This is a genomic window from Anaerocolumna sp. AGMB13025, from assembly GCF_029689925.1.
Classification (GTDB): domain Bacteria; phylum Bacillota; class Clostridia; order Lachnospirales; family Lachnospiraceae; genus Anaerocolumna.
The window spans coordinates 6688477-6707870 of sequence record NZ_CP121445.1; the positions used below are offsets into that span (position 1 = coordinate 6688477).

The window sequence follows — 19394 nt, forward strand, 5'->3', positions numbered from 1 at the left end:
TATTGGTGCATTCATGTTATCTTTCATATTTGAGGGGGCCGGGCCACCGTTACCGATGGCTATGAGCAAAGGCCTATCCCCATTGATAGTATCCGACCCCAATATATTGTATATAGAAAACTACCCCCTTTGGCAGCTCCTACCATAGGAAATAATTTTTTATGCAATAGAAATGTAATTTGCTACAGCATAAAAAAAATGCCGTTCACAATTGTGACGACATCGTTGCCTTATCTATTTATATTAAATTCCGTGCGTCTTGCTTCGAATGCTCTTCATAGGCGTTACCCCTACAGTTAACTCGGCCCAGGCTACCTCACGGCACACAAGAGCTTTCGCTTAGTGCTGCTTCATTCCTGACCTGACACGGTTCACGAATTCCTGTTGCGTAAGACCCAGACGTCAACATCACTTATAGGGGGCAGCCCTACAAAAAAGCACCCTAGGCAAGGCATCACCCCTGCTGTAGCGGGTTGCAGGTACAGGGCACCGCTATCTCCCCGGCTGCACGGAAACTTTATGACTGAATAAGAATCGGAATTATACTTCCGATTTGTAATAACTTCCTGCGTTAAAATTTAGAATAGCACAGGTCAGGAAACCTGTGTGAATCAGTATACTTCATTTCCTGGTAAAAGTCAAGCACTATGATAGAGGGCAATCATGGTAAACGCTCCTCTTTTTATGAGGAAAAATTACAATTGATGCGACATAAATCCCCATAATATCTTTAATTTCGTCAAAATAAACGAATCTATGCATTGTTTTAATTTTAACACAATGATATAATAATATTATTAAATTTTTATAAATAAATATGCTTATGAATAACAATTAACGGAAACGGAGTTTACCAAGAATGAATATACTCATAGCAGATGACCAGAAACTTCTAAGGGAAAGTTTTAAATATATAATCGAGAACAACAGTGATATTAAAGTCATAGGCTGTGTCGTTAACGGAAAAGAAGCCTATGATTTTTGCTGTAAAAATACTCCTGACCTGATCTTAATGGATATTACCATGCCGGTCTGTAACGGAACTGAGGCAACAAAGCTGATAAAGCAGAACTACCCCCTTATAAAAGTCCTAATCCTTACTGCCTCCAGTAACGGGGATGATGTAGCAGAAGCCATCAGTAATGGAGCCGACGGTTATATTGTTAAGGATATCAGCACGGATGAACTAATATTATCGATTAAGAGTACTGCGGCAGGTCTTGGCATAATCCATAAGAATGTAATGAATTCCATACCTGTTTCAACGAAGAATTTCAGAAAAGGAAAGTCCGGTGAAAAAGAGGTACTTATTAATGGTATCTCTGTTGCTTTATCGGAAAAAGAACTTAAAATCATATCCTTAATTGTTGATGGCTATGATAACAAGCAAATCGGTTCCGTATTATTTATGGCAGAAGGAACCGTTAAAAATAAAATTACCGATATCATATCCAAGCTTCAGTTAAAGGACAGGACACAGCTGGCTGTATTTGCCTTAAAAAACAAACTGATGGATTAATTAAGAATGAAAGATGGATTAGGAATCAAAATACATAGTAATGATATCAATAACCCGGTCAATTGCTCTATTAAGCTTATCGATATCCCCAAGGAAATTGTCGAATTCCTTATTTTTTAATTCTGCTTCCAGCTTGCCTGCAATTTTAAGAATAACGGGTGTCCGGTAACTGCTGGCTATGCCTTTGATTTTATGTATGACATTAATAAGCTCTTCCATATTATTACCGGATAAATACTCTTCAATTTCCTCTTTCTCCTGTTTTATTTCATCTACGAAGATGAGGTAGAGTTCCTTCAAGGTATTATAATCCAAACCGGCTTCTTTTTGAAATGTAAAGATATCTACAATAATCTGTTCCATTACTTCTCCCCCTTTAAGAATAATTATAATGCAGATAATCCTTTCTATTCCAGTACTAAAAGTCATTTTATATCGTGCAAAAGGCATTAATACATCGTTTTAGTATGATTTGAATAAGGGACTGCCAAAATAATGGAACATTGTGTGTTATTCTTTCTCTGACCAGTGTTTTATGACACGGTTCAGTTTATCTAAGGTAATCGGTTTACTGATGTAGTCATCCATACCGGCAGCCAGGCATTTATCCCGTTCTCCCTCCAGTGCGTTGGCAGTCATGGCAATAATGACCGTTTCCTGATTCACACCTTTTTGCTTAACCACGGAGGCTGCTTCATAACCGTCCATAACCGGCATCTGACAATCCATAAGAATTAAGTCATATTTATTGCTTAAGCAGTCAGCCACTGCTTTCTGACCGTCAGCAGCTATACTGATATCGTAACCTAATTTCTGCAGGATAACAAAAGCCAGCCTCTGGTTTGCTAGGGTATCCTCTACTACAAGAACCCTTTTTGGTTTCTTGGGCTCTTTTGTTTCGTCAAGAAGTTTAAAGATATGGTCCTGCCAGATTTCTTTTTCCCCGGAATCCTTCTCCTCCTCCCCGACTTTTAGGAAAGTAACCTCAAAGCAGAACTCTGACCCGATTCCCTGGATACTGTTTACCTTTATTTCCCCTTTCATTAAGTCGATAATGCGCTTGGAGATTGCAAGTCCCAGCCCGGTACCGCCGTATTTTCTTGTGGTGGAGGCATCTGCCTGGATAAATGCTGAAAAAAGTTCCGGAATTGCCTCTTCGCTTATTCCTATCCCGGTATCCTTAATTACAAATCCTATCTTCACCAGGGTATCACTTTTCTCAAGAAGTTTGAGTTCTATGGATACTTCTCCTTTTTCCGTGAATTTTACCGCATTACTGATCAGATTATTAAGGACCTGCTTTAGCCTTCCTGGATCTCCATACAGAAACTTAGGGATATTATCAGGCAGATCCAGTTTAAGCCTTAAGTTTTTTTCTTTAATTTTGGGTACAAATAAAACCGCCGACTCCTTCACCAGACGATGAAGATTAAACAGGATCTGCTCCAGTTCCAGTTTATCTGCTTCGATTTTAGAATAATCCAGAATATCATTAATCTGCATCATCAAGGTCCCAGAAGCCTCTTTTACATAGTTTAAATACTCCGACTGTTCATTGGTCAATTCTGTTTTTAGCAATAGATCCACAAAACCCAAAATCCCATTCATGGGTGTCCTGATTTCATGAGACATATTGGCGAGGAACTGGCTTTTTAATACATTGGCAATCTCCGCTTCCCGTTTGGATTTTTCAAGTTCTTCCTGAAACCGGCTTCTTTCTATTGCTCTTTCCAGAGAATTGGCAAATGCACTTAAAGCTGAGAATTCTGCCTTTGACCACATTCTCTCTGTAACGCAGTCATCAAATCCCACAAATCCCCAAAACATCTTGTTAATGAAAATGGGAATTATGGCAACGGATAAGATGTGCTGAGATTCAAACAATTCTCTGGTTCCCAGATCGGTTAAGTCCTTTGTATAGCCATAAAAATAACCTCTTAACAACAAAGGCTTAATCATCGTTTGTATATCCTGGAAGGTAAGCTTCTTTAGCAGGGCATGATCAAATAATGCCTCCCTGTTCTCTGAATACCATTCGGCTTTTAAACTGGTGTAGCTTAACCCATCTTCATAGTAGTTCTGATATAAATACACCCGGTCCACACCGGTAGCAGGACCAAGCAGGTCAAAAGACTCTTTAACCGCTTCCATATAATCGGAATTATCTAAAAACTCTTTAATGGACATGGCTACTGCAGTAAGAATTTTTTCCTTACGTATGAGACGCCTTTCATATTCCTTCCTGGCGGTTATATCCCTTGCTATCCCAATAATCCCAGCCGCCATACCATTTTCGTTAAAATAAGGTGTTTCAGAAATTTCCACCTCCGCTTTGGTGGAATCAGACATAATAACGGTCTCCTCAAGAAATCTTGTCCTGTAATCCTTAAGAATTTCCTTTTCCTTCTGTTTTAAGAGTTTAACCAGTTTTTTATCCGGAAGGATGTCTGCATCTGTTTTTCCTATGATTTCTTCTTCCTTTAACCCCACAAAGTAATCGGCAAAGGTCTTATTACAGCCTAAATAGGTGCTGTTGATATCTTTAAAAAAAACGAGATCGGGTGTTGCATCAATCATCGTTTTTAAAAATTTCTGATAATTTTTTAATACCGACATATCTTTAATAATTCCGATACCCACGTCTTTTCCATGCCATCTGCCTTTATAGACCCGTGTCTCGCAGGAAATAGAATGACCTTCTTTTGTTATTAACGGTATGGCGCAGTTATATGCTTTTCCCTTTCGCAGGTCCATAGAAGCCGCCAATACTTCCATATGTCTCTCTGTGGGATACAGGGTAAGTATATTTTTTCCGAGCAGTTCTTCTTTTGTAAACCCAAACTTTTTGAGGGTGATATGGTTGGCATCCAGGATAATTCCAAATTCATCTACAATAATGACACCATCTTCAATCATATTAAACAGGGTATTTAATGTCTCAAGGGAACCATCATTACTATTTTTGTCAAAAACCGACATATAAAACTACCCCTTTCAAGGTACTTGTTTTTCCTTCTCAAGCTTATTGCGGATTCTTAAATCCTTAAAAAATTCCTTTAATACTGCCTCACATTCCTCTTTCATAACTCCGGTAGTTAATTCTACCTGATGATTGAACTCCTCCATCTGAAGGATATTAAGAATGGAACCGGCACAGCCCGCTTTCGGATTCATGGCACCTACGATTACTTCCTTAATCCTGGCCTGTACAATCGCTCCGGAACACATCTGGCAAGGTTCCAGAGTTACATACATGACACAGTCCTCCAGCCTCCAGTCTCCTACGGCTTTACTGGCCTTTTGTATGGCAATCAGTTCCGCATGGGCTAACGTGGTTTTTTTGGTATTTCTTTTATTATACCCTCTTCCAATAATTTTATCTTCATAAACAATTACACAGCCAATAGGGACTTCCCCAGCCTTTGCTGCTTTCCTGGCCTCTTTTAACGCTTCTTTCATATATTTAAAATTCATTTCATGTTCCTTTATGTTTAATCATAAATTAGTGTAAAAGTCGTATCAATATACTCAGAATAAATAATAGACGAAATTCTTTTAATCTGCTATATTAATCTTAACACGAAGTATGCCAATAGGCAATGTATAAATGCCCCTATTAAAGGTACAGAAGGGATATAAGTTGATGGAAATACATGGTTTTGTAAAAACTACATTACTGGATTACCCGGGACACTTAGCTGCTACCATATTCACAGGAGGCTGTAATTTCCGCTGCCCTTTCTGCCATAATGCCTCCCTGGTACTCTCTCCCGCCGCACAGCCAGTCTTTGACGAGGCGGAAGTTTTTAATACCCTGCGTAAAAGAACCGGAATATTAGAAGGTGTCTGTATCACAGGGGGAGAACCTACCCTCTATTCCGGCTTAGCGGAATTCATAGGCAGAATCAAGGATCTTGGTTATCTTGTAAAACTGGATACAAACGGGAATAATCCTCATATAATAAAAGAATTAGTAAAGAACGGATATCTGGACTATGTGGCCATGGATATTAAAAATTCCAGGGTCAACTACGGTTTGTCAAACGGGCTCTCAGACTTTGATACCAGACGTGTGGAGGAAAGCGTGTCCTTCCTTCTCTCCGGTACTGTGGAGTATGAGTTTCGGACTACTGTAGTTAGGGAACATCACACCAGGGAGGACATGTTAGAAATCGGTAAATGGTTAGAAGGTGCCAGCGCTTATTTCCTTCAGCCTTATAAAGACAGCGAGGATGTAATTCTGTCCGGGCTGACGGCCCCTTCAAAAACAGATATGTCTTCCTATAAAGATCTGCTAAAACCCTATATTCAGAATGTTCAGATACGCGGCATGGATTAATACGCTTACTTTATTTTTAGGAAAGCAGCTGGGAGAATAATATTATGCAGATGACTTATCAAACCGAACGCCTTACCTTAACTATTTTGCATCCAAATGAAGCAGATAAAGTTTTGGCTTTTTACGAAAATAATAAAGAACACTTTGAACCCTGGGAACCGGAGCGGGATCCGAATTTTTATACCCTCCCTTATCAACGGCTTTCCCTGTCGATAGAGTATAACCTTATGTTACAGTCCAAGCTGCTTCGGTATTGGGTATTTCACAAAGAAAAACCGGGCACTATTATAGGTTCTGTCAATTTTTACAATATGATAAAAGGTTCCTATTATACCTGCCAGCTGGGATATAAATTTGACCAGTACCATACCGGCAATGGGTACGCGGTTGAGAGTATTTTAGCCGCCATGGAAATCTTGTTCTCCGATCACAAAATTCACCGGATTGAAGCTAATATTATGCCTGCAAATTTACGTTCCATCCACCTGATTGAAAAGCTGGGCTTTGGTTATGAAGGTCTTTCAAAATCCAGTATCCACATCAACAACAAGTGGGAGGACCATGCCAGATATGCCTATATTAATACAGCTTTTGAAGATTAGAACAACGGCTATATAATGAAGCAGAGTGCCGAAGGCCATGTTTTATGCATGGGCTTTCGGCACTCAAACTATAGTCCTTATATGAAAAAGGGTTATAAAACCTGGGCTTTAGAATCAGGATTGTATTTTGTAAAAATTTTGTTCCAAGATCGCGCGAATATGCGGCTGCATTCTCTTTCTTGCAGCCATTCGCGCATACTTTCCACAAAATTTTTACAAAATACAATCCCGATTCACTCCCAGGTAATTTAATCTATGGATTTGCAACAGCCCCTAGCGCTGTCACAACTGTCACGATAGAATCCTTATCTTTAATTCAGGGTAATTGGTATATACCAATAGCCAAACTCCCCAGTTCTCTGGGTTTTTCTTTTCACACATTTAAAATTCTCAAAGCCAAACATTTTTGCCATGAATTTTTCGCGGTTATGATAAATCCCAGGAACTCCAAGTATGTAATTGAACCCGTTTTTGTCGTTGATTCTTGCAAAGATTAAATGGCGGTAGCTGTAATATCCATGGAGCAGGAAGCTGTTATTCCCCAGCAGCCAGGCTTCCACAGGGAATAAACCAATATCCTGGGGTTCAATTCTTACACACCAGGCGATTTCATTGTCTTCAAAAGGATACATTCTGGGATAACTGCGATAAATTCTCTTGGCTAAGGGATGATCTTCAAAAAAGGGTTGCTGCTTATCGCTGTTTCTTTGACCATCTTCTGAGTCGGCCTCAAACTGGGTATCTGGATTTTCTGCTATTGGCTGTTCTTCTGGACTGCCGTTTTCCTCTAAGTCTTTTGTTATTTGCTCATAAAGACTCTGGGCATTCTGATCTGTTTCTGTATTATCCCCTATGACCTCATCTTCTCCGGTCTCATAATCATAATAATGAAAACCGTCCTCCAGGGTTTCGGGCTCCTTATATGGTTCCGGCTCCTTAATCGGCTCCGGCTCACTAATTGGCTCTGGTTCATTACTCGGTTCTGATGCTCTAACTGCTTCCGATTCTTTCACTGCTTCTGTTTCACTGGCTGGCTCTGTTCCCGCAAAGGGATGTCTTAAGTCCTCGTTCGAATTTTGCCCTGTGCCTCCTGCTATTCTTTCTTGTTCCTTCGTTATATCCTGCTCTTTTGAGGAATTTTCTCCTAATTTGGCACTATCAATTTTATGTAAATCTTCTTTTATTTTGGAAGCATCAATTTTAAATAAATCGTCTTCCTCATCTTTGACAGACTTTCTAATCTTATAATAATCGTCCTTCCGGTCGTTGAATACTTCCCCTTCCTTTAGGTCACTCTGGTCATCTAGTTCGATTATGTTTTCCTGATGGTTCCGTTCACTATGTCTGTCCGTATTTTTAAAAATCAACTGTATAATATTGTCCGGGACATCATCTTCCGCCTCTTCTTTTTGACTGGCAGCCGGTGCGGGCCGTTCTGCTGTCACGGTAGCAGCCTTAATATCTCTGTCCTGCCCTTTACTGTCAATTCCGGCAATCATTTTAAGTGTTATGGGAACATCATCCCAGGCGGTAGCAAAAAACTTTCTTTCCGAAAGATATAAAACAATCCCTCCCATGTCCTCAATTCCATATTCGGAATTCATGATATGCCTGGAATCCGTTACGGTTTTATAATCTCCGGTTCCGTTTTTCACCAAAATGTTACCAAGTAAAATCCCCGCCAGCCCTTCTTTATTTCTTCTAAATATATATACCTGCAACTCTTTATCATTTAAACTGGGGGCTGCTATATGGAGGGTATATTTGCACTGTCCATTCCGGGCTTCTACTCTGGCATATCCTACATTATTCTTTTTCATGCCGTCTTCATAATTATAAATGTATGAAACTAATCTTTTATAGTCAGGCATACTTAAACTCCCTTGCTTTCCCGTGCCTGATTGTACAGACTTGTTATAAGGTACAACCTTGCACTGATATACTTATAGTAATTATATTCCTGTTTTATAAATATATGACAAAGCTTGGATTAGTTTTCATGTGAGCAGTCTTGTAATTATCCGTAATCCGGTTATTCCGTAAACTGTCCGGTCCTTCCCATTTTATAAGCAAGTTCTATTATCTCTGTTTCCTCTTTGGTCATAGGTCTGCCGTACATTTTCTCAAATTGTTTCAGCAGCTTATCATAGTTTATGGTTTTCTTATGAGACCTTTTTACAGGGCTTACATCCGTGTACTCATAAACGTCAGGGATCAAGGAAGGACTGTAGATTTTTCTAAATATCTGGGCAGTGTAAATGGCGTCATTACCGGCATCATGAAAATCAACCGATAAGGGTATCTCCAGTAACTCTGCCGTTGTCTGCAAACCAATAAGTTTCTTGTCCGACAGGTTTAAGTAAGCTGGCACATAGGACTGTATGTTAAGATATTGTTTTGGTATCAGACCAGTATCCAGACGGTGGTATCCTGCATTCTTGTACAATACATTTAAGTCAGACATTCCCCAGACGCAAAGGATTGCATCCGTCCCCCCGATAAACTCAAGAAATGACAGGTATGCCAGGGTAAAGGGAACCCCGTCATTTAGCTGTTCTGTGGTTATGCCGGTAAGCTCCGTTACAAAAGAGCTTACTTCTTTATAAATCACAGGCTTTACATACCTGTTAAAGGTTCCTGTGGTTTTGAGTTTTTCGTCAAGCTTTACTGCACCAATCTGGATAATTTCATAAGGAAACCCGGATCTGGTCTCCGGATTTACTGCAAGAATCTCATTCTTCCAGTTCAGGTGTTTATTCTCCTGCAAAGACGGCAGATCCTGATTAAATTCTAAATCGAATACTATGTAATTCATATAATCCCTTTCTGGTCTTTTCTTTTATCCTTTTGATTTTATCCTTAGGTTTCAACCTGTGGTTTTATCTTTTCTTTGGTCCCCGTCTAAATATTCTTATGCCTGAAATAACCCCGCAACTATATCATTAACCAGTTTGCCATCCGCTTTTCCCTTCACTTTCGGCATTAATTCCTTCATGATTTTTCCTTTGTCCTTTGCTGTGGGCTCTGTTATGGAAAGGTCATTAAGTACCTGGTTTATTACTTGCTTTATTTCCTCCTCGGACATGAACTGGGGAGCAAACTCATTGAGTACAGCAATTCTCATATTGCATTCCTCAATAATATCGGTTCTATCCGCTGGTGCGGATTCAAGAGTTTCTTTTAACTGCTTGATTTCTTTTACTACAACTGCATTTTCTTCTTCCTCGGTTAAATCTTCCCGCTTATCAATGGCAACATTCTTAAGGGCGGTAAGGAGTGCCGACAGGGCATCCTTTCTTCCTTTATCACCTGCCTTCATAGCTTTTACCATTTCTGCTCTTACTAGTTCAATCTTGGTCATATTGTTTACCTCCTGATATTTGATTATTAGTTTTTATTTATTTTTGGCATTCTCAATCTGTTCTGCCAGATCATTTAAATACACCCATCGGTCCATTTTCTCTTCCAATTGCTGTTCCAGTTCTTCTTTTTTAGCCATTAAATCATTTAATTTTGAATAATTACTGGCTTCTTTTGCTATATCTACTTCAAGCAGTGCTATACTGTCCTCTAAACCGGCTATGACATTATCTATTTCATCATATTCCTTTTGCTCATGATATGAGAATTTTAATTTAACTTCTCTTTGCCGTCCTCTGTCAGAGGCGTCGCTATTCTTACCCGCGGCACTATTCTTTGACGGGGTATCACTGCTCTTGTTCGAATCACTGATACCTTCTGCTTTTTCCTTTCGGGCTTCATTTTCTTTATAATCAGAAAACCCGCCTTCATACTGGGTAATCACTCCCTTTCCTTCAAAGGCAAAGATACGGTTTACGACACGGTCCAAAAAATACCTGTCATGGGATACGGTCAGCACAATACCATCATAGCTGTCCAGATAATCCTCCAGTATGGTTAAGGTCTGGATATCCAAATCATTGGTAGGTTCATCCAGTATCAGTACATTCGGGGCTTCCATTAAGACCTTAAGCAGATATAGCCTTCTTCTCTCTCCGCCGGATAACTTAGCTATCTGGGAATACTGCATAGCCCCTGTAAATAAAAACCGTTCAAGCATCTGGGACGCGCTGGCACTTCCTTCGCTGGTTTCTATATATTCTGCCACATTCCTAATATATTCAATCACCTTAAGGTTCTGATCCATATATTCATTTTCCTGGGAAAAATATCCGATTTTAACGGTTTCCCCGGTTATAACCTGACCTTCGTCCGGTTCTACATACCCGGTTATAATCTTAAGAAGGGTGGTTTTACCACTGCCATTCGGACCCACAATGCCTAGTCTGTCATTCTTTAACATAATGTAGTTAAAATCCTTAATCAGTACTTTCTCTCCAAAGGCTTTGCTTATATGTTCAATTTCTACGGTCTTTTTACCTAGTCTTGAGGATAACGCATTTAATTCCACTGACTTATCCTTTTCTAGGACTTTTCTGTCCCTTAATTCCTCAAACCTTTGTATATGGGCCTTTTGCTTGGTGGAACGGGCTCTTGCACCACGCATCATCCATTCTAAGTCCATGCGGTACAGGCTTTTTTTCTTTCTCTCGCTGGCCTGCTCCATATCTTCTCTTTCCGCTTTTAACTGTAAGAATTTAGTGTAGTTCGCTGCATAGGTATAAAGGTTTCCCTTATCTATTTCCACAATTTTATTCGTTACCTTATCCAGGAAATAACGGTCATGGGTTACCATAATAAAGGCACCCTGATATTTACTTAGATAGTCCTCCAGCCATTCTGCCATTTCATTATCCAGGTGGTTGGTAGGCTCGTCCAGAACCAGAATCTGTGCAGGGGTTAAAAGGGTCCTCACTAAAGCGACCCTCTTTTTCTGTCCGCCGGATAAGGTATCCACCCTGCCGTTATACTCTTCTAACCCAAGCTTTACAAGCATGGTTTTGGCTTCCCCTTCTAAGTTCCGGTACTCTTCGGCTGCTTTTTTACCGGTAATGACGTTCTCAAGGATTGTAAGGTCCTCTGAAAAGACAGGGGTCTGGGCCAGATATTCCACCCGGACGGTTTTACCTTTCGTCACACTGCCCTCATCCGGTTCTTCCAGACCCGCTATCATTTTTAACAAAGTGGATTTACCGGTACCGTTGATACCAATGACACCGATTTTATCCCCTTCCCCAATTCCCAGGGTTACGCGGTCAAATAATACTTTATCGGTAAAGCTTTTGCTCATCTTTTCTATATTTAACAAATTCATTTTTATAACTCCTTTTGGTAAGCTGATAAACCAGTGCTTGCATGGATGACGTTACGGCTAGTCCTGGACATGTTGTCAGTGACCAAAAAACAGACTACTATAAAGCCAACTACTATTTTAACACAGGTTTATTACCTTAACAATTATATATTTCAGTTTGTTTCAGCTGAGCATCCTTGATAGGGAGTATTACTTAGCTTTACCCTTCTTATACGATAAATTTTCATTTTATAGAAACAGTTATTCTTTTACTGTTAATTCTTTTGCGTTATTCTTTCAATCGAACCTCCAGTTTGTTAATAATCTCTGTTGCCACCTCCTCAATACTTTTTTCTCCATTTAAGGCTGCCGGACCAAGCTCAGTTATACTATCGATAATTATACTGTCTGCAATATCCGGCGTACTCAGATTATTTATCAGTGAACGAAGATTATCCGCCTCTTGCCCTGATAGTTTCTCTATCTCCAGAATAATGGTATCCCCGTTCCAACCATCCATTCCCAGGGTGCCTTTATGGTCAGTATCTTCACCTGTTGCCATATAGTCCGTTAACTGCTTTTCAAAGGACGTTTTATTTACCGGGAAGCCATCGCCTAAGTCTATGGTCTGAAGCTGCTCAGACAGTAATACCTTAATAAACTCCTTTGCTTTGTCGGGATTTGCAGTTTTTGAATTCACCGCAGCTATGGTTCTGGGGAGAAATACATTGTGGGATTGCAGCTTCAGGCTTTTGATTGTTCCTTTTTTATCCATAGTGTGGAATAAGGAGGTAAGCGCGGAATACCCCATATCAATTCCTTTCATATAGCCGCAATCCACTACCAGTTCCCCGGCCAAAAGATGGAGGGCATTGGTGGAAGCCTCCAGATAGTAATCATTTTCCTGGTGATCCTTTTCCATGGTTGGTGTAATTCCCTGCTTCTCCGTTTCATAAATCTGTTTTGCATAACTTAAAAATTCTTTCAGGGAGCCCTGGTCTAATGTACCGTCTTCCTTTAACCAGGAAGGGGCACAGCCAATGGCTAACAGCTTAAGAAGCTCCTTTTCCGTATAAATCCCAAGAATATTCCCAGCCGTCTTTTGGGCTCTTATCTCCTTTACGGTGGCCGCTAATTCCGGCAGACCGGTTATCCCATCCACATAACGGCTTTCTCCTGCTATCACCGGAACCATGAATTTCGCCGGTATGGCATAAACCTTATCTTTTATCCGGCAAGCCTCCGTAATATTGTTAAAAAGTTCTGAATCTGCCTCTATTTCCTTTAACAGAGAGGATAAATCCAGTAACACACCTTTGTCCGCATAAGTATTTAGGAAAATATCATCCATTATTAAGATATCCGGTCCATTTCCTGCTAGGATTTCTGTATTTAGTGTTTTTAGTGCCTCTTCTTTCGATAGGTTTACCGCTCCGTCCATACCCAGCGTATAGCTAAGATAAACATCCGGATTATCCTTTTGATACTGGGAAATAGCCTGGCGAACTGTCTGGTTGTCCTCAAGGCTGTATAGTTTCAGCTCGGTATCAGGAACGGCTGGTACTGTTTCATCATAAGCATACCGGATAAGCTCTTTGGAGGCATCCTCCTTGTTGTAAAGCACTAAAAAAGTTCCGCCCTCCTCCGCCATCATGGAAAGTAAAAAGTCTGAGGGATTTCCAAAGGTACTTAAATTTCCATCAATCACCTGCTCCATAACACTTCCTCCCAGTATATGGTAGAACAGTCCGCCTTTGCATGCCAGATATATACTGTTTTCTTCGATTCCCGGGATGATAAGAACCGCATTGGCATAGGACCGGTAGCCTGCCTCCACCTTGGTGGTATCCTGCAAAAAACGGTCCAGTACCATATCCGCCTCAGCCTTTTGATTCAGCTTTAAATCATAGATCAGGGACTTTCTATCTCTGTATACCGCCACAATGCTATTTCCCGCAACCCTCATATAATCAATTGCATTGTCCCCTTGCAGGATTTTGGTAAAGCTGCCGGTCTTCTTATCCACCTCATAGATTTTTCCGCCCGAACCGCAGCAAAAAAGCCTTCCGTCGTCGCTGAACGTAAATTCTGGCATATAGTATTCCTTTTCCGGTTCCATACTTAAATCCACCATACTCCCATCAGCTGCTATGTATTTATACAACGGCAGATTGGAATCATCCCCCTTACTTTTCGGATAATACGTGACGGCAAACTCCCCGGCAGTACTGATGGCAACCCCTGCTATCTCAAAGTCCGAGGTTATCGCTTCCCTCCAGGCAGCCTTTTTCTGAATCCAGGTCTTGCCCTTATCTATGGATTCATACAGTCCGTTTGCTATGTCAAAACATAAGTAACTGCCGTTTTCCTGTTTGGCTATGCCATTACTTTCTGTTATTTCTTCGGGAAATTTCAGGGATTCTTCCAGATATCTTCCCTTTCCGTTGTTGGTGCTTCCAGTTTCCTGTTCCTCCTTCTGACTGCATCCTGTCAGAATTGCCAAAAAACATACCATAAATATCATTAAAACCACACTTTGCTTTTTCATAATCGCTTTCTCCTTACTCTCTTAATTTTTTTTCAGCTTATTCAGCCCATAATCTCAATTTATTAAGTTAACAGAGTAATCTTTAAATACCCTCTAAATTTTGATTCGAGTGTCAAGAGATTAATTTTATAATACAGGTTGAGAAACCTTTTGATACTAGCATCAATTTTAGAGGTTTTTTAAAGACTGCCCTATTATTATAGATGGGGAACAGCTATTGTTCAACGTTGTTTATTTATTTTGGGAATGGTATACTTGCCTTAAGGTTGATTATTAATGGAGAGATGTTAGAATGAGAATATTATTAGTTGAAGATGACAGAAAATTAAGCTTTACTCTATCCTTTCAATTGGAAAAGGAGGGCTTTTTAGTGGATACCTGCGAAGACGGTGAGGAAGCTCTTTATTATATAGAACAGAAAGGACATGACCTCGTCCTGCTGGACCGTATGCTTCCTTCAATGGACGGTATCACCGTGTTGCAAAGGATACGCAAGAAGGGAATTTTCACTCCGGTTATTGTACTGACCGCCTTAGGCGAGCTGCAGGATAAACTGACAGGCCTATATACCGGTGCAGATGATTACCTGGTAAAGCCTTTCGCCTTCGAGGAATTATTAGCAAGAATAACCTGTATTCTAAGACGTCCGGGCAAATGGGAAAGTTGTGAGGAACTGGTCTTTCACGATATTTCCTTTCACGTAGAGGAAAAGATACTGACTGGAATTACCGGCTCCTGCACTTTATCGAAAACGGAAAGCCGTCTGCTGGAACTATTCCTTCGGAATCAGGACCAAGTCCTGCCTCGCAATTTATTATTGCTAAAGGTCTGGGGGTATGAATCGGAGGTGGAAGATGGAAATCTGGATAACTATATCCACTTCTTAAGAAGGAGATTAAAAAGTGTTGGAAGTAAATCATTAATCAGTACCGTAAGAGGCACAGGCTACAGATTGGAGAAACATGTTTAGAAAAATACATCTGAGACTAACCCTGATGTTTGCTGGTATCAGTTGGTTTATCTTACTCATCATGTCGTTAAATACGATTTACATAGCAGAGCATGGTCTGAAAGAAAATAGTTTTCAATCCTTTCAGAGCGATATGAATACCTTGCTCACCAATTTGGGAGAACAGCCTGTCATTACTTATGAATGGCTATCCAAAATGGAGAATGACGGAAAGTATGCAATCGGAATCTATGATAAAGAAACCGCCCTGTCTTTCCTTCGTATCTCCAAGGACAAGCAGGAACAGGCTCTGTTTCAGGAGGCAAGAGAATATGCCAGTCAGAATTTTAACACCGACAGAGATTACTTAACTTCCTCTCATTCCGAATTCAGGTTTCTTTCTTCCGGAAAAAAAAATTATTATGTAAGCTTTGCTGTAATCAAGACTGCCAACGGCAGCTTTGAGGCTGTCATTTTATATTCACTTCGTGAATTACAGGAACAGTTATTTCGCCAACGGATGCTTTTCTTATTACTGAATCTGCTTTCGCTTATTATAATTTCTGTCTTTTCCTGGCATTATACCAACCATTTATTAAAGCCAATTGAAATGAATCAGAATAAGCAGGTGCAATTTGTTGCGGCGGCCTCTCATGAGCTGCGCACTCCACTGTCTGTTATCCTGTTTTCTTTATCCGCCCTAAAAAAAGCTGATGAAACTCAAAAAGAAGTCTTTCTTCAGACAATGACAACCGAAGGTTACCAAATGTCCCGATTAATTGATGATATGCTGGTGCTGGCCGGCGCAGATAATAAAACCTGGAACATCAATAAAGATGATGTGGAATTGGATACGCTGGTACTGGAAATTTTCGAAGCTTTTTGGCCTCTGGCAAAAGAAAAGGGTATGTCTCTTTTCGTGAAATTGCCGGAAGCATCCTTGCCACACTGCCATTGTGATAAGCAAAGGATTGGACAAGTACTTTCCATTTTACTGCATAATGCAATCAGTTACGGCAAAAAGGGAGATCAAGTAGTTCTGTCTCTGAAAAAAGGCATAACACATTTTGCCTTAACCGTGGCTGATCATGGTACGGGTATTGCAGATAAAGATAAACCCTATGTGTTTGACCGTTTTTACCGGGCTGATTCCTCCCGCAGTACAAAAGAACATTCTGGGCTTGGATTAAGTATCGCAAAAGAAATCGTGAATGCACACAGCGGAACGATACGACTGGAGGACACGATAGGGGGCGGGGCGACTTTTACGGTACTGCTGCCTTTATAGACGGTCTGTTTTTCTTTCTTCCTAATTTCTCAATAAAAAATTTTAAATTTTTTTTGAAAAAGGACTACTATATCTAGTACAGATGTGATATAATACCACTGCATATAGTAATTATATTACAGTTAAAGTTTTACTTCAAATATTTGATAAGCTTGTGGCTCGTAGAAATAACATTAGATTTCGGGGCTGATTGCGTACAGTTGATGGGAAAGAAGGAATAAGCATGATAAGAGTAGTCAAAAAGGATAATACCAAGGAAGAATTTAATGTACAGAAGGTAGTTTGGGCGGTAGACAAGTCTGCGCAACGGGCCTTAATTAAATTCACTCCCAAAGAGCATGAATTTATATGCAGCTTTGTAGAAAACAAAGTAGCAGAGATGAATAAAAGTGAAATCTACATCAGCGAAATGCATAATGTAGTGGAAAGCGCTTTAGAACAGACCAATCCCCTGGTAGCAAAAAGTTACCGGGATTACCGCAATTACAAGCAGGACTTTGTACATATGTTAGATGAAGTTTATAAAAAGAGCCAGTCCATTATGTATATCGGGGACAAGGAAAACAGCAATACAGACAGCGCCTTGGTTTCCACCAAACGAAGCTTGATTTTTAACCAGCTCAATAAAGAACTGTACCAGAAATTCTTCTTAACGACAGAAGAACTTCAGGCAGCCAGAGACGGTTATATTTACATACATGACATGTCCGCCAGAAGAGACACCATGAACTGCTGCTTATTTGATGTAAAAGAGGTATTAAAAGGCGGTTTTGAAATGGGTAATCTCTGGTATAACGAACCTAAAACCTTAAATGTAGCCTTTGACGTAATCGGAGATATCGTGCTTAGTGCTGCCAGCCAGCAGTACGGCGGGTTTACCGTCCCAAGTGTTGATTTATTATTAGAGCCCTATGCACAAAAATCCTATGCCGCCTTTTTTGAAAAATATACTGCCCTTGGCATATCCCCAGAAGCCGCGGAAGCAGAAGCCCTAAAAGACGTGAAGGAAGACTTTGAAAAAGGCTTCCAGGGCTGGGAATATAAATTTAATACGGTAGCTTCCAGCCGGGGAGATTATCCTTTTATTACGGTTACGGCAGGTACTGGTACCGGTCAGTTCGCTAAGATGGCTTCTATTGCCTTACTGGATGTGAGAAGAAGAGGTCAGGGTAAAAAGGAATGCAAAAAACCGGTACTCTTTCCGAAAATCGTATTTTTGTATGATGAAAATCTCCATGGTGAGGGCTGTGAATTAGAGGAAGTTTTTGAAGCCGGTATCCGTTGTTCCAGTAAAACCATGTATCCGGACTGGTTAAGCTTAACCGGGGATGGTTATGTGTCCAGTATGTATAAGAAATACGGGGAAATCATCAGTCCCATGGGCTGCCGTGCCTTTTTATCACCCTGGTATAAAGAAGGTGGTCTAAAACCTGCCGATGAAACAGATACCCCCGTATTTATCGGTCGTTTTAACATTGGCGCTGTTAGTCTTCATCTGCCCATGATTTTAGCAAAGGCAAGACAGGAAAGCAAAGATTTTTACGAGGTTTTGGATTACTATTTAAACTTAATCCGTAATTTACATATCAGAACCTATGAATATTTAGGGGAAATGAGAGCCTCCACCAACCCTCTCGCCTACTGTGAAGGTGGTTTTTACGGTGGTCACCTAGGCATTCACGAAAAAATTAAACCGGTCCTAAAATCCGCCACCGCTTCCTTTGGTATTACTGCCCTGAATGAACTCCAGCAGTTATACAACAAAAAATCTCTGGTAGAAGACGGGGAATTTGCACTGGATACCTTAAGATATATCAATAAAAAAATTACGGAATTTAAGGATGAAGACGGTCATCTATATGCAATTTATGGAACTCCGGCAGAAAGCCTGTGCGGTCTTCAGGTACAGCAGTTTAGGAAAAAATACGGTATCATTGAAAATGTATCCGACAGAGAATACGTCAGCAACAGCTTCCACTGCCATGTTTCGGAGGAAATCACCCCCATACAAAAGCAGGATATGGAATACCGTTTCTGGGATTTATCAAACGGCGGTAAAATCCAGTATGTAAAGTACCCGATTAATTATAATATGAATGCAATTAAGTCCCTGGTAAGACGCGCTATGGCCATGGGCTTATATGAAGGGGTTAACTTATCCTTAGCTTACTGCGATGACTGCGGTCACCAGGAACTTGAGATGGATGTCTGCCCAAAATGCGGCAGCAGTAATTTAACCAAAATCGACCGTATGAACGGCTACTTATCCTATTCCAGGGTAAAAGGCGATACCCGGTTAAATGATGCAAAAATGGCAGAAATCAAGGAAAGGAAAAGTATGTAATGAGATACCATAACATAACCAAGGATGATATGCTAAACGGTTCCGGCCTCCGGGTGGTCTTATGGGTATCCGGCTGTAACCATGGCTGCAAGGGCTGCCAGAATCCAGTTACCTGGAATGTGAATGACGGACTTATCTTTGACGAAGCCGCTAAGGAAGAACTGTTTGCAGAACTTAATAAAGATTACATAGAAGGTATTACCCTAAGCGGAGGCGATCCCCTCCATCCAGCTAACCGTGCTGATATCGGTGTCTTAATCGAAGAAATACATACAGCTTTCCCAAGTAAAAATATCTGGCTTTATACCGGGTATTCCTGGGCGGATATTAACGACCTTCCTTTCATTCCTTACGTGGATGTTTTAGTAGACGGGAGATTTCGAATTGAACTTTTAGATAATCAGCTCCATTGGAAGGGAAGCAGCAATCAGAATGTGATTCATGTTAAGAAATCACTGTCTGAAAACAATCTTGTATTGTTTCAATATTAAGAGACTTGATCGATATAAGATACGGATACGGAATATAGGGCAGCTTTTCCTATGCATGTGAAATCTGCTTCCCTAGGGGGGACCTTATTCCGATGTTTT

Annotated in this window: 15 protein-coding genes and 1 other RNA gene; 7 read left to right on the top strand and 9 right to left on the bottom strand. The window is 40.4% G+C overall.

The features are described 5' to 3' along the window. Nucleotides 1-250: 250 nt before the first annotated feature. Nucleotides 251-512, bottom strand: an RNA gene (ffs, locus tag QA584_RS28020) — signal recognition particle sRNA large type. A gap of 347 nt (nt 513-859) precedes the next feature. On the opposite strand from ffs, the gene QA584_RS28025 reads away from it, so the two are divergent. Next, on the top strand, nt 860-1519 hold the full coding sequence (locus tag QA584_RS28025) for a response regulator transcription factor (RefSeq protein WP_278272391.1): 660 nt from the start codon (nt 860-862) through the stop codon (nt 1517-1519). A gap of 18 nt (nt 1520-1537) precedes the next feature. Here the strand turns inward: QA584_RS28025 and QA584_RS28030 are convergent, their stop codons facing one another. The 3 genes from QA584_RS28030 to tadA form a co-directional block, all read right to left on the bottom strand. Next, nucleotides 1538-1882, bottom strand: coding sequence for an Hpt domain-containing protein (locus QA584_RS28030; protein ID WP_278272392.1), 345 nt, complete (start codon nt 1880-1882; stop codon nt 1538-1540). A gap of 147 nt (nt 1883-2029) precedes the next feature. Further along, nucleotides 2030-4498, bottom strand: coding sequence for a PAS domain S-box protein (locus QA584_RS28035; RefSeq protein WP_278272393.1), 2469 nt, complete (start codon nt 4496-4498; stop codon nt 2030-2032). Between the two features lie 15 nt (nt 4499-4513). After that, complete coding sequence (tadA, locus tag QA584_RS28040; RefSeq protein WP_278272394.1) at nt 4514-4993, bottom strand: tRNA adenosine(34) deaminase TadA; 480 nt, start codon at nt 4991-4993, stop codon at nt 4514-4516. Between the two features lie 169 nt (nt 4994-5162). Here tadA and QA584_RS28045 point away from each other — a divergent pair, with 169 nt between their 5' ends. Together QA584_RS28045 and QA584_RS28050 are read left to right on the top strand one after the other, a co-directional pair. Beyond that, on the top strand, nt 5163-5858 hold the full coding sequence (locus QA584_RS28045) for an anaerobic ribonucleoside-triphosphate reductase activating protein (RefSeq protein WP_278275246.1): 696 nt from the start codon (nt 5163-5165) through the stop codon (nt 5856-5858). A gap of 44 nt (nt 5859-5902) precedes the next feature. After that, on the top strand, nt 5903-6460 hold the full coding sequence (locus QA584_RS28050) for a GNAT family N-acetyltransferase (RefSeq protein ID WP_278272395.1): 558 nt from the start codon (nt 5903-5905) through the stop codon (nt 6458-6460). A gap of 311 nt (nt 6461-6771) precedes the next feature. Here QA584_RS28050 and QA584_RS28055 read toward each other — a convergent pair whose 3' ends face one another. From QA584_RS28055 to QA584_RS28075, 5 genes are all read right to left on the bottom strand, one after another. Beyond that, a complete protein-coding gene (locus tag QA584_RS28055; RefSeq protein ID WP_278272396.1) occupies nt 6772-8331 on the bottom strand; it encodes a DUF6128 domain-containing protein in 1560 nt (519 codons plus the stop codon). Nucleotides 8332-8492: 161 nt separating this feature from the next. Further along, nucleotides 8493-9275, bottom strand: a complete 783-nt coding sequence (locus tag QA584_RS28060; protein ID WP_278272397.1) for a 3'-5' exonuclease — start codon at nt 9273-9275, stop codon at nt 8493-8495. Nucleotides 9276-9371: 96 nt separating this feature from the next. Next, a complete protein-coding gene (locus QA584_RS28065) occupies nt 9372-9821 on the bottom strand; it encodes a GatB/YqeY domain-containing protein (protein WP_278272398.1) in 450 nt (149 codons plus the stop codon). A 33-nt stretch (nt 9822-9854) separates the two neighbouring features. Further along, nucleotides 9855-11696 (bottom strand): ABC-F family ATP-binding cassette domain-containing protein, encoded by a 1842-nt coding sequence (locus QA584_RS28070; protein WP_278272399.1) that lies wholly within the window; start codon nt 11694-11696, stop codon nt 9855-9857. A 268-nt stretch (nt 11697-11964) separates the two neighbouring features. Beyond that, nucleotides 11965-14223 (bottom strand): ABC transporter substrate-binding protein, encoded by a 2259-nt coding sequence (locus QA584_RS28075; protein WP_278272400.1) that lies wholly within the window; start codon nt 14221-14223, stop codon nt 11965-11967. A 292-nt stretch (nt 14224-14515) separates the two neighbouring features. Here QA584_RS28075 and QA584_RS28080 point away from each other — a divergent pair, with 292 nt between their 5' ends. The 4 genes from QA584_RS28080 to nrdG all read left to right on the top strand — a co-directional run bounded on the left by QA584_RS28080 (nt 14516) and on the right by nrdG (nt 19295). After that, nucleotides 14516-15193 carry a response regulator transcription factor gene (locus QA584_RS28080; protein ID WP_278272401.1) on the top strand — a complete coding sequence of 226 codons (678 nt, stop codon included), beginning with the start codon at nt 14516-14518 and terminating at the stop codon, nt 15191-15193. After that, nucleotides 15186-16460: a sensor histidine kinase gene (locus QA584_RS28085; protein WP_278272402.1), complete on the top strand. Its 1275-nt coding sequence runs from the start codon at nt 15186-15188 to the stop codon at nt 16458-16460. Before QA584_RS28080 ends, QA584_RS28085 begins: the two co-directional genes overlap by 8 nt. Nucleotides 16461-16683: 223 nt before the next feature. Beyond that, nucleotides 16684-18804 (top strand): anaerobic ribonucleoside-triphosphate reductase, encoded by a 2121-nt coding sequence (nrdD, locus tag QA584_RS28090; RefSeq protein WP_278272403.1) that lies wholly within the window; start codon nt 16684-16686, stop codon nt 18802-18804. Beyond that, entirely contained in the window at nt 18804-19295 is a 492-nt protein-coding gene (nrdG, locus tag QA584_RS28095) for an anaerobic ribonucleoside-triphosphate reductase activating protein (protein ID WP_278272404.1), read from the top strand. The genes nrdD and nrdG overlap by 1 nt, the downstream gene beginning before the upstream one ends. Nucleotides 19296-19394 lie beyond the last annotated feature (99 nt).

Coding starts and splice junctions, on each gene's coding strand:
- QA584_RS28025 (WP_278272391.1), top strand. CDS start 860: ATGAATATACTCATAGCAGATGACCAGAAACTTCTAAGGGAAAGTTTT.
- QA584_RS28030 (WP_278272392.1), bottom strand. CDS start 1,882: ATGGAACAGATTATTGTAGATATCTTTACATTTCAAAAAGAAGCCGGT.
- QA584_RS28035 (WP_278272393.1), bottom strand. CDS start 4,498: ATGTCGGTTTTTGACAAAAATAGTAATGATGGTTCCCTTGAGACATTA.
- tadA (WP_278272394.1), bottom strand. CDS start 4,993: ATGAATTTTAAATATATGAAAGAAGCGTTAAAAGAGGCCAGGAAAGCA.
- QA584_RS28045 (WP_278275246.1), top strand. CDS start 5,163: ATGGAAATACATGGTTTTGTAAAAACTACATTACTGGATTACCCGGGA.
- QA584_RS28050 (WP_278272395.1), top strand. CDS start 5,903: ATGCAGATGACTTATCAAACCGAACGCCTTACCTTAACTATTTTGCAT.
- QA584_RS28055 (WP_278272396.1), bottom strand. CDS start 8,331: ATGCCTGACTATAAAAGATTAGTTTCATACATTTATAATTATGAAGAC.
- QA584_RS28060 (WP_278272397.1), bottom strand. CDS start 9,275: ATGAATTACATAGTATTCGATTTAGAATTTAATCAGGATCTGCCGTCT.
- QA584_RS28065 (WP_278272398.1), bottom strand. CDS start 9,821: ATGACCAAGATTGAACTAGTAAGAGCAGAAATGGTAAAAGCTATGAAG.
- QA584_RS28070 (WP_278272399.1), bottom strand. CDS start 11,696: ATGAATTTGTTAAATATAGAAAAGATGAGCAAAAGCTTTACCGATAAA.
- QA584_RS28075 (WP_278272400.1), bottom strand. CDS start 14,223: ATGAAAAAGCAAAGTGTGGTTTTAATGATATTTATGGTATGTTTTTTG.
- QA584_RS28080 (WP_278272401.1), top strand. CDS start 14,516: ATGAGAATATTATTAGTTGAAGATGACAGAAAATTAAGCTTTACTCTA.
- QA584_RS28085 (WP_278272402.1), top strand. CDS start 15,186: ATGTTTAGAAAAATACATCTGAGACTAACCCTGATGTTTGCTGGTATC.
- nrdD (WP_278272403.1), top strand. CDS start 16,684: ATGATAAGAGTAGTCAAAAAGGATAATACCAAGGAAGAATTTAATGTA.
- nrdG (WP_278272404.1), top strand. CDS start 18,804: ATGAGATACCATAACATAACCAAGGATGATATGCTAAACGGTTCCGGC.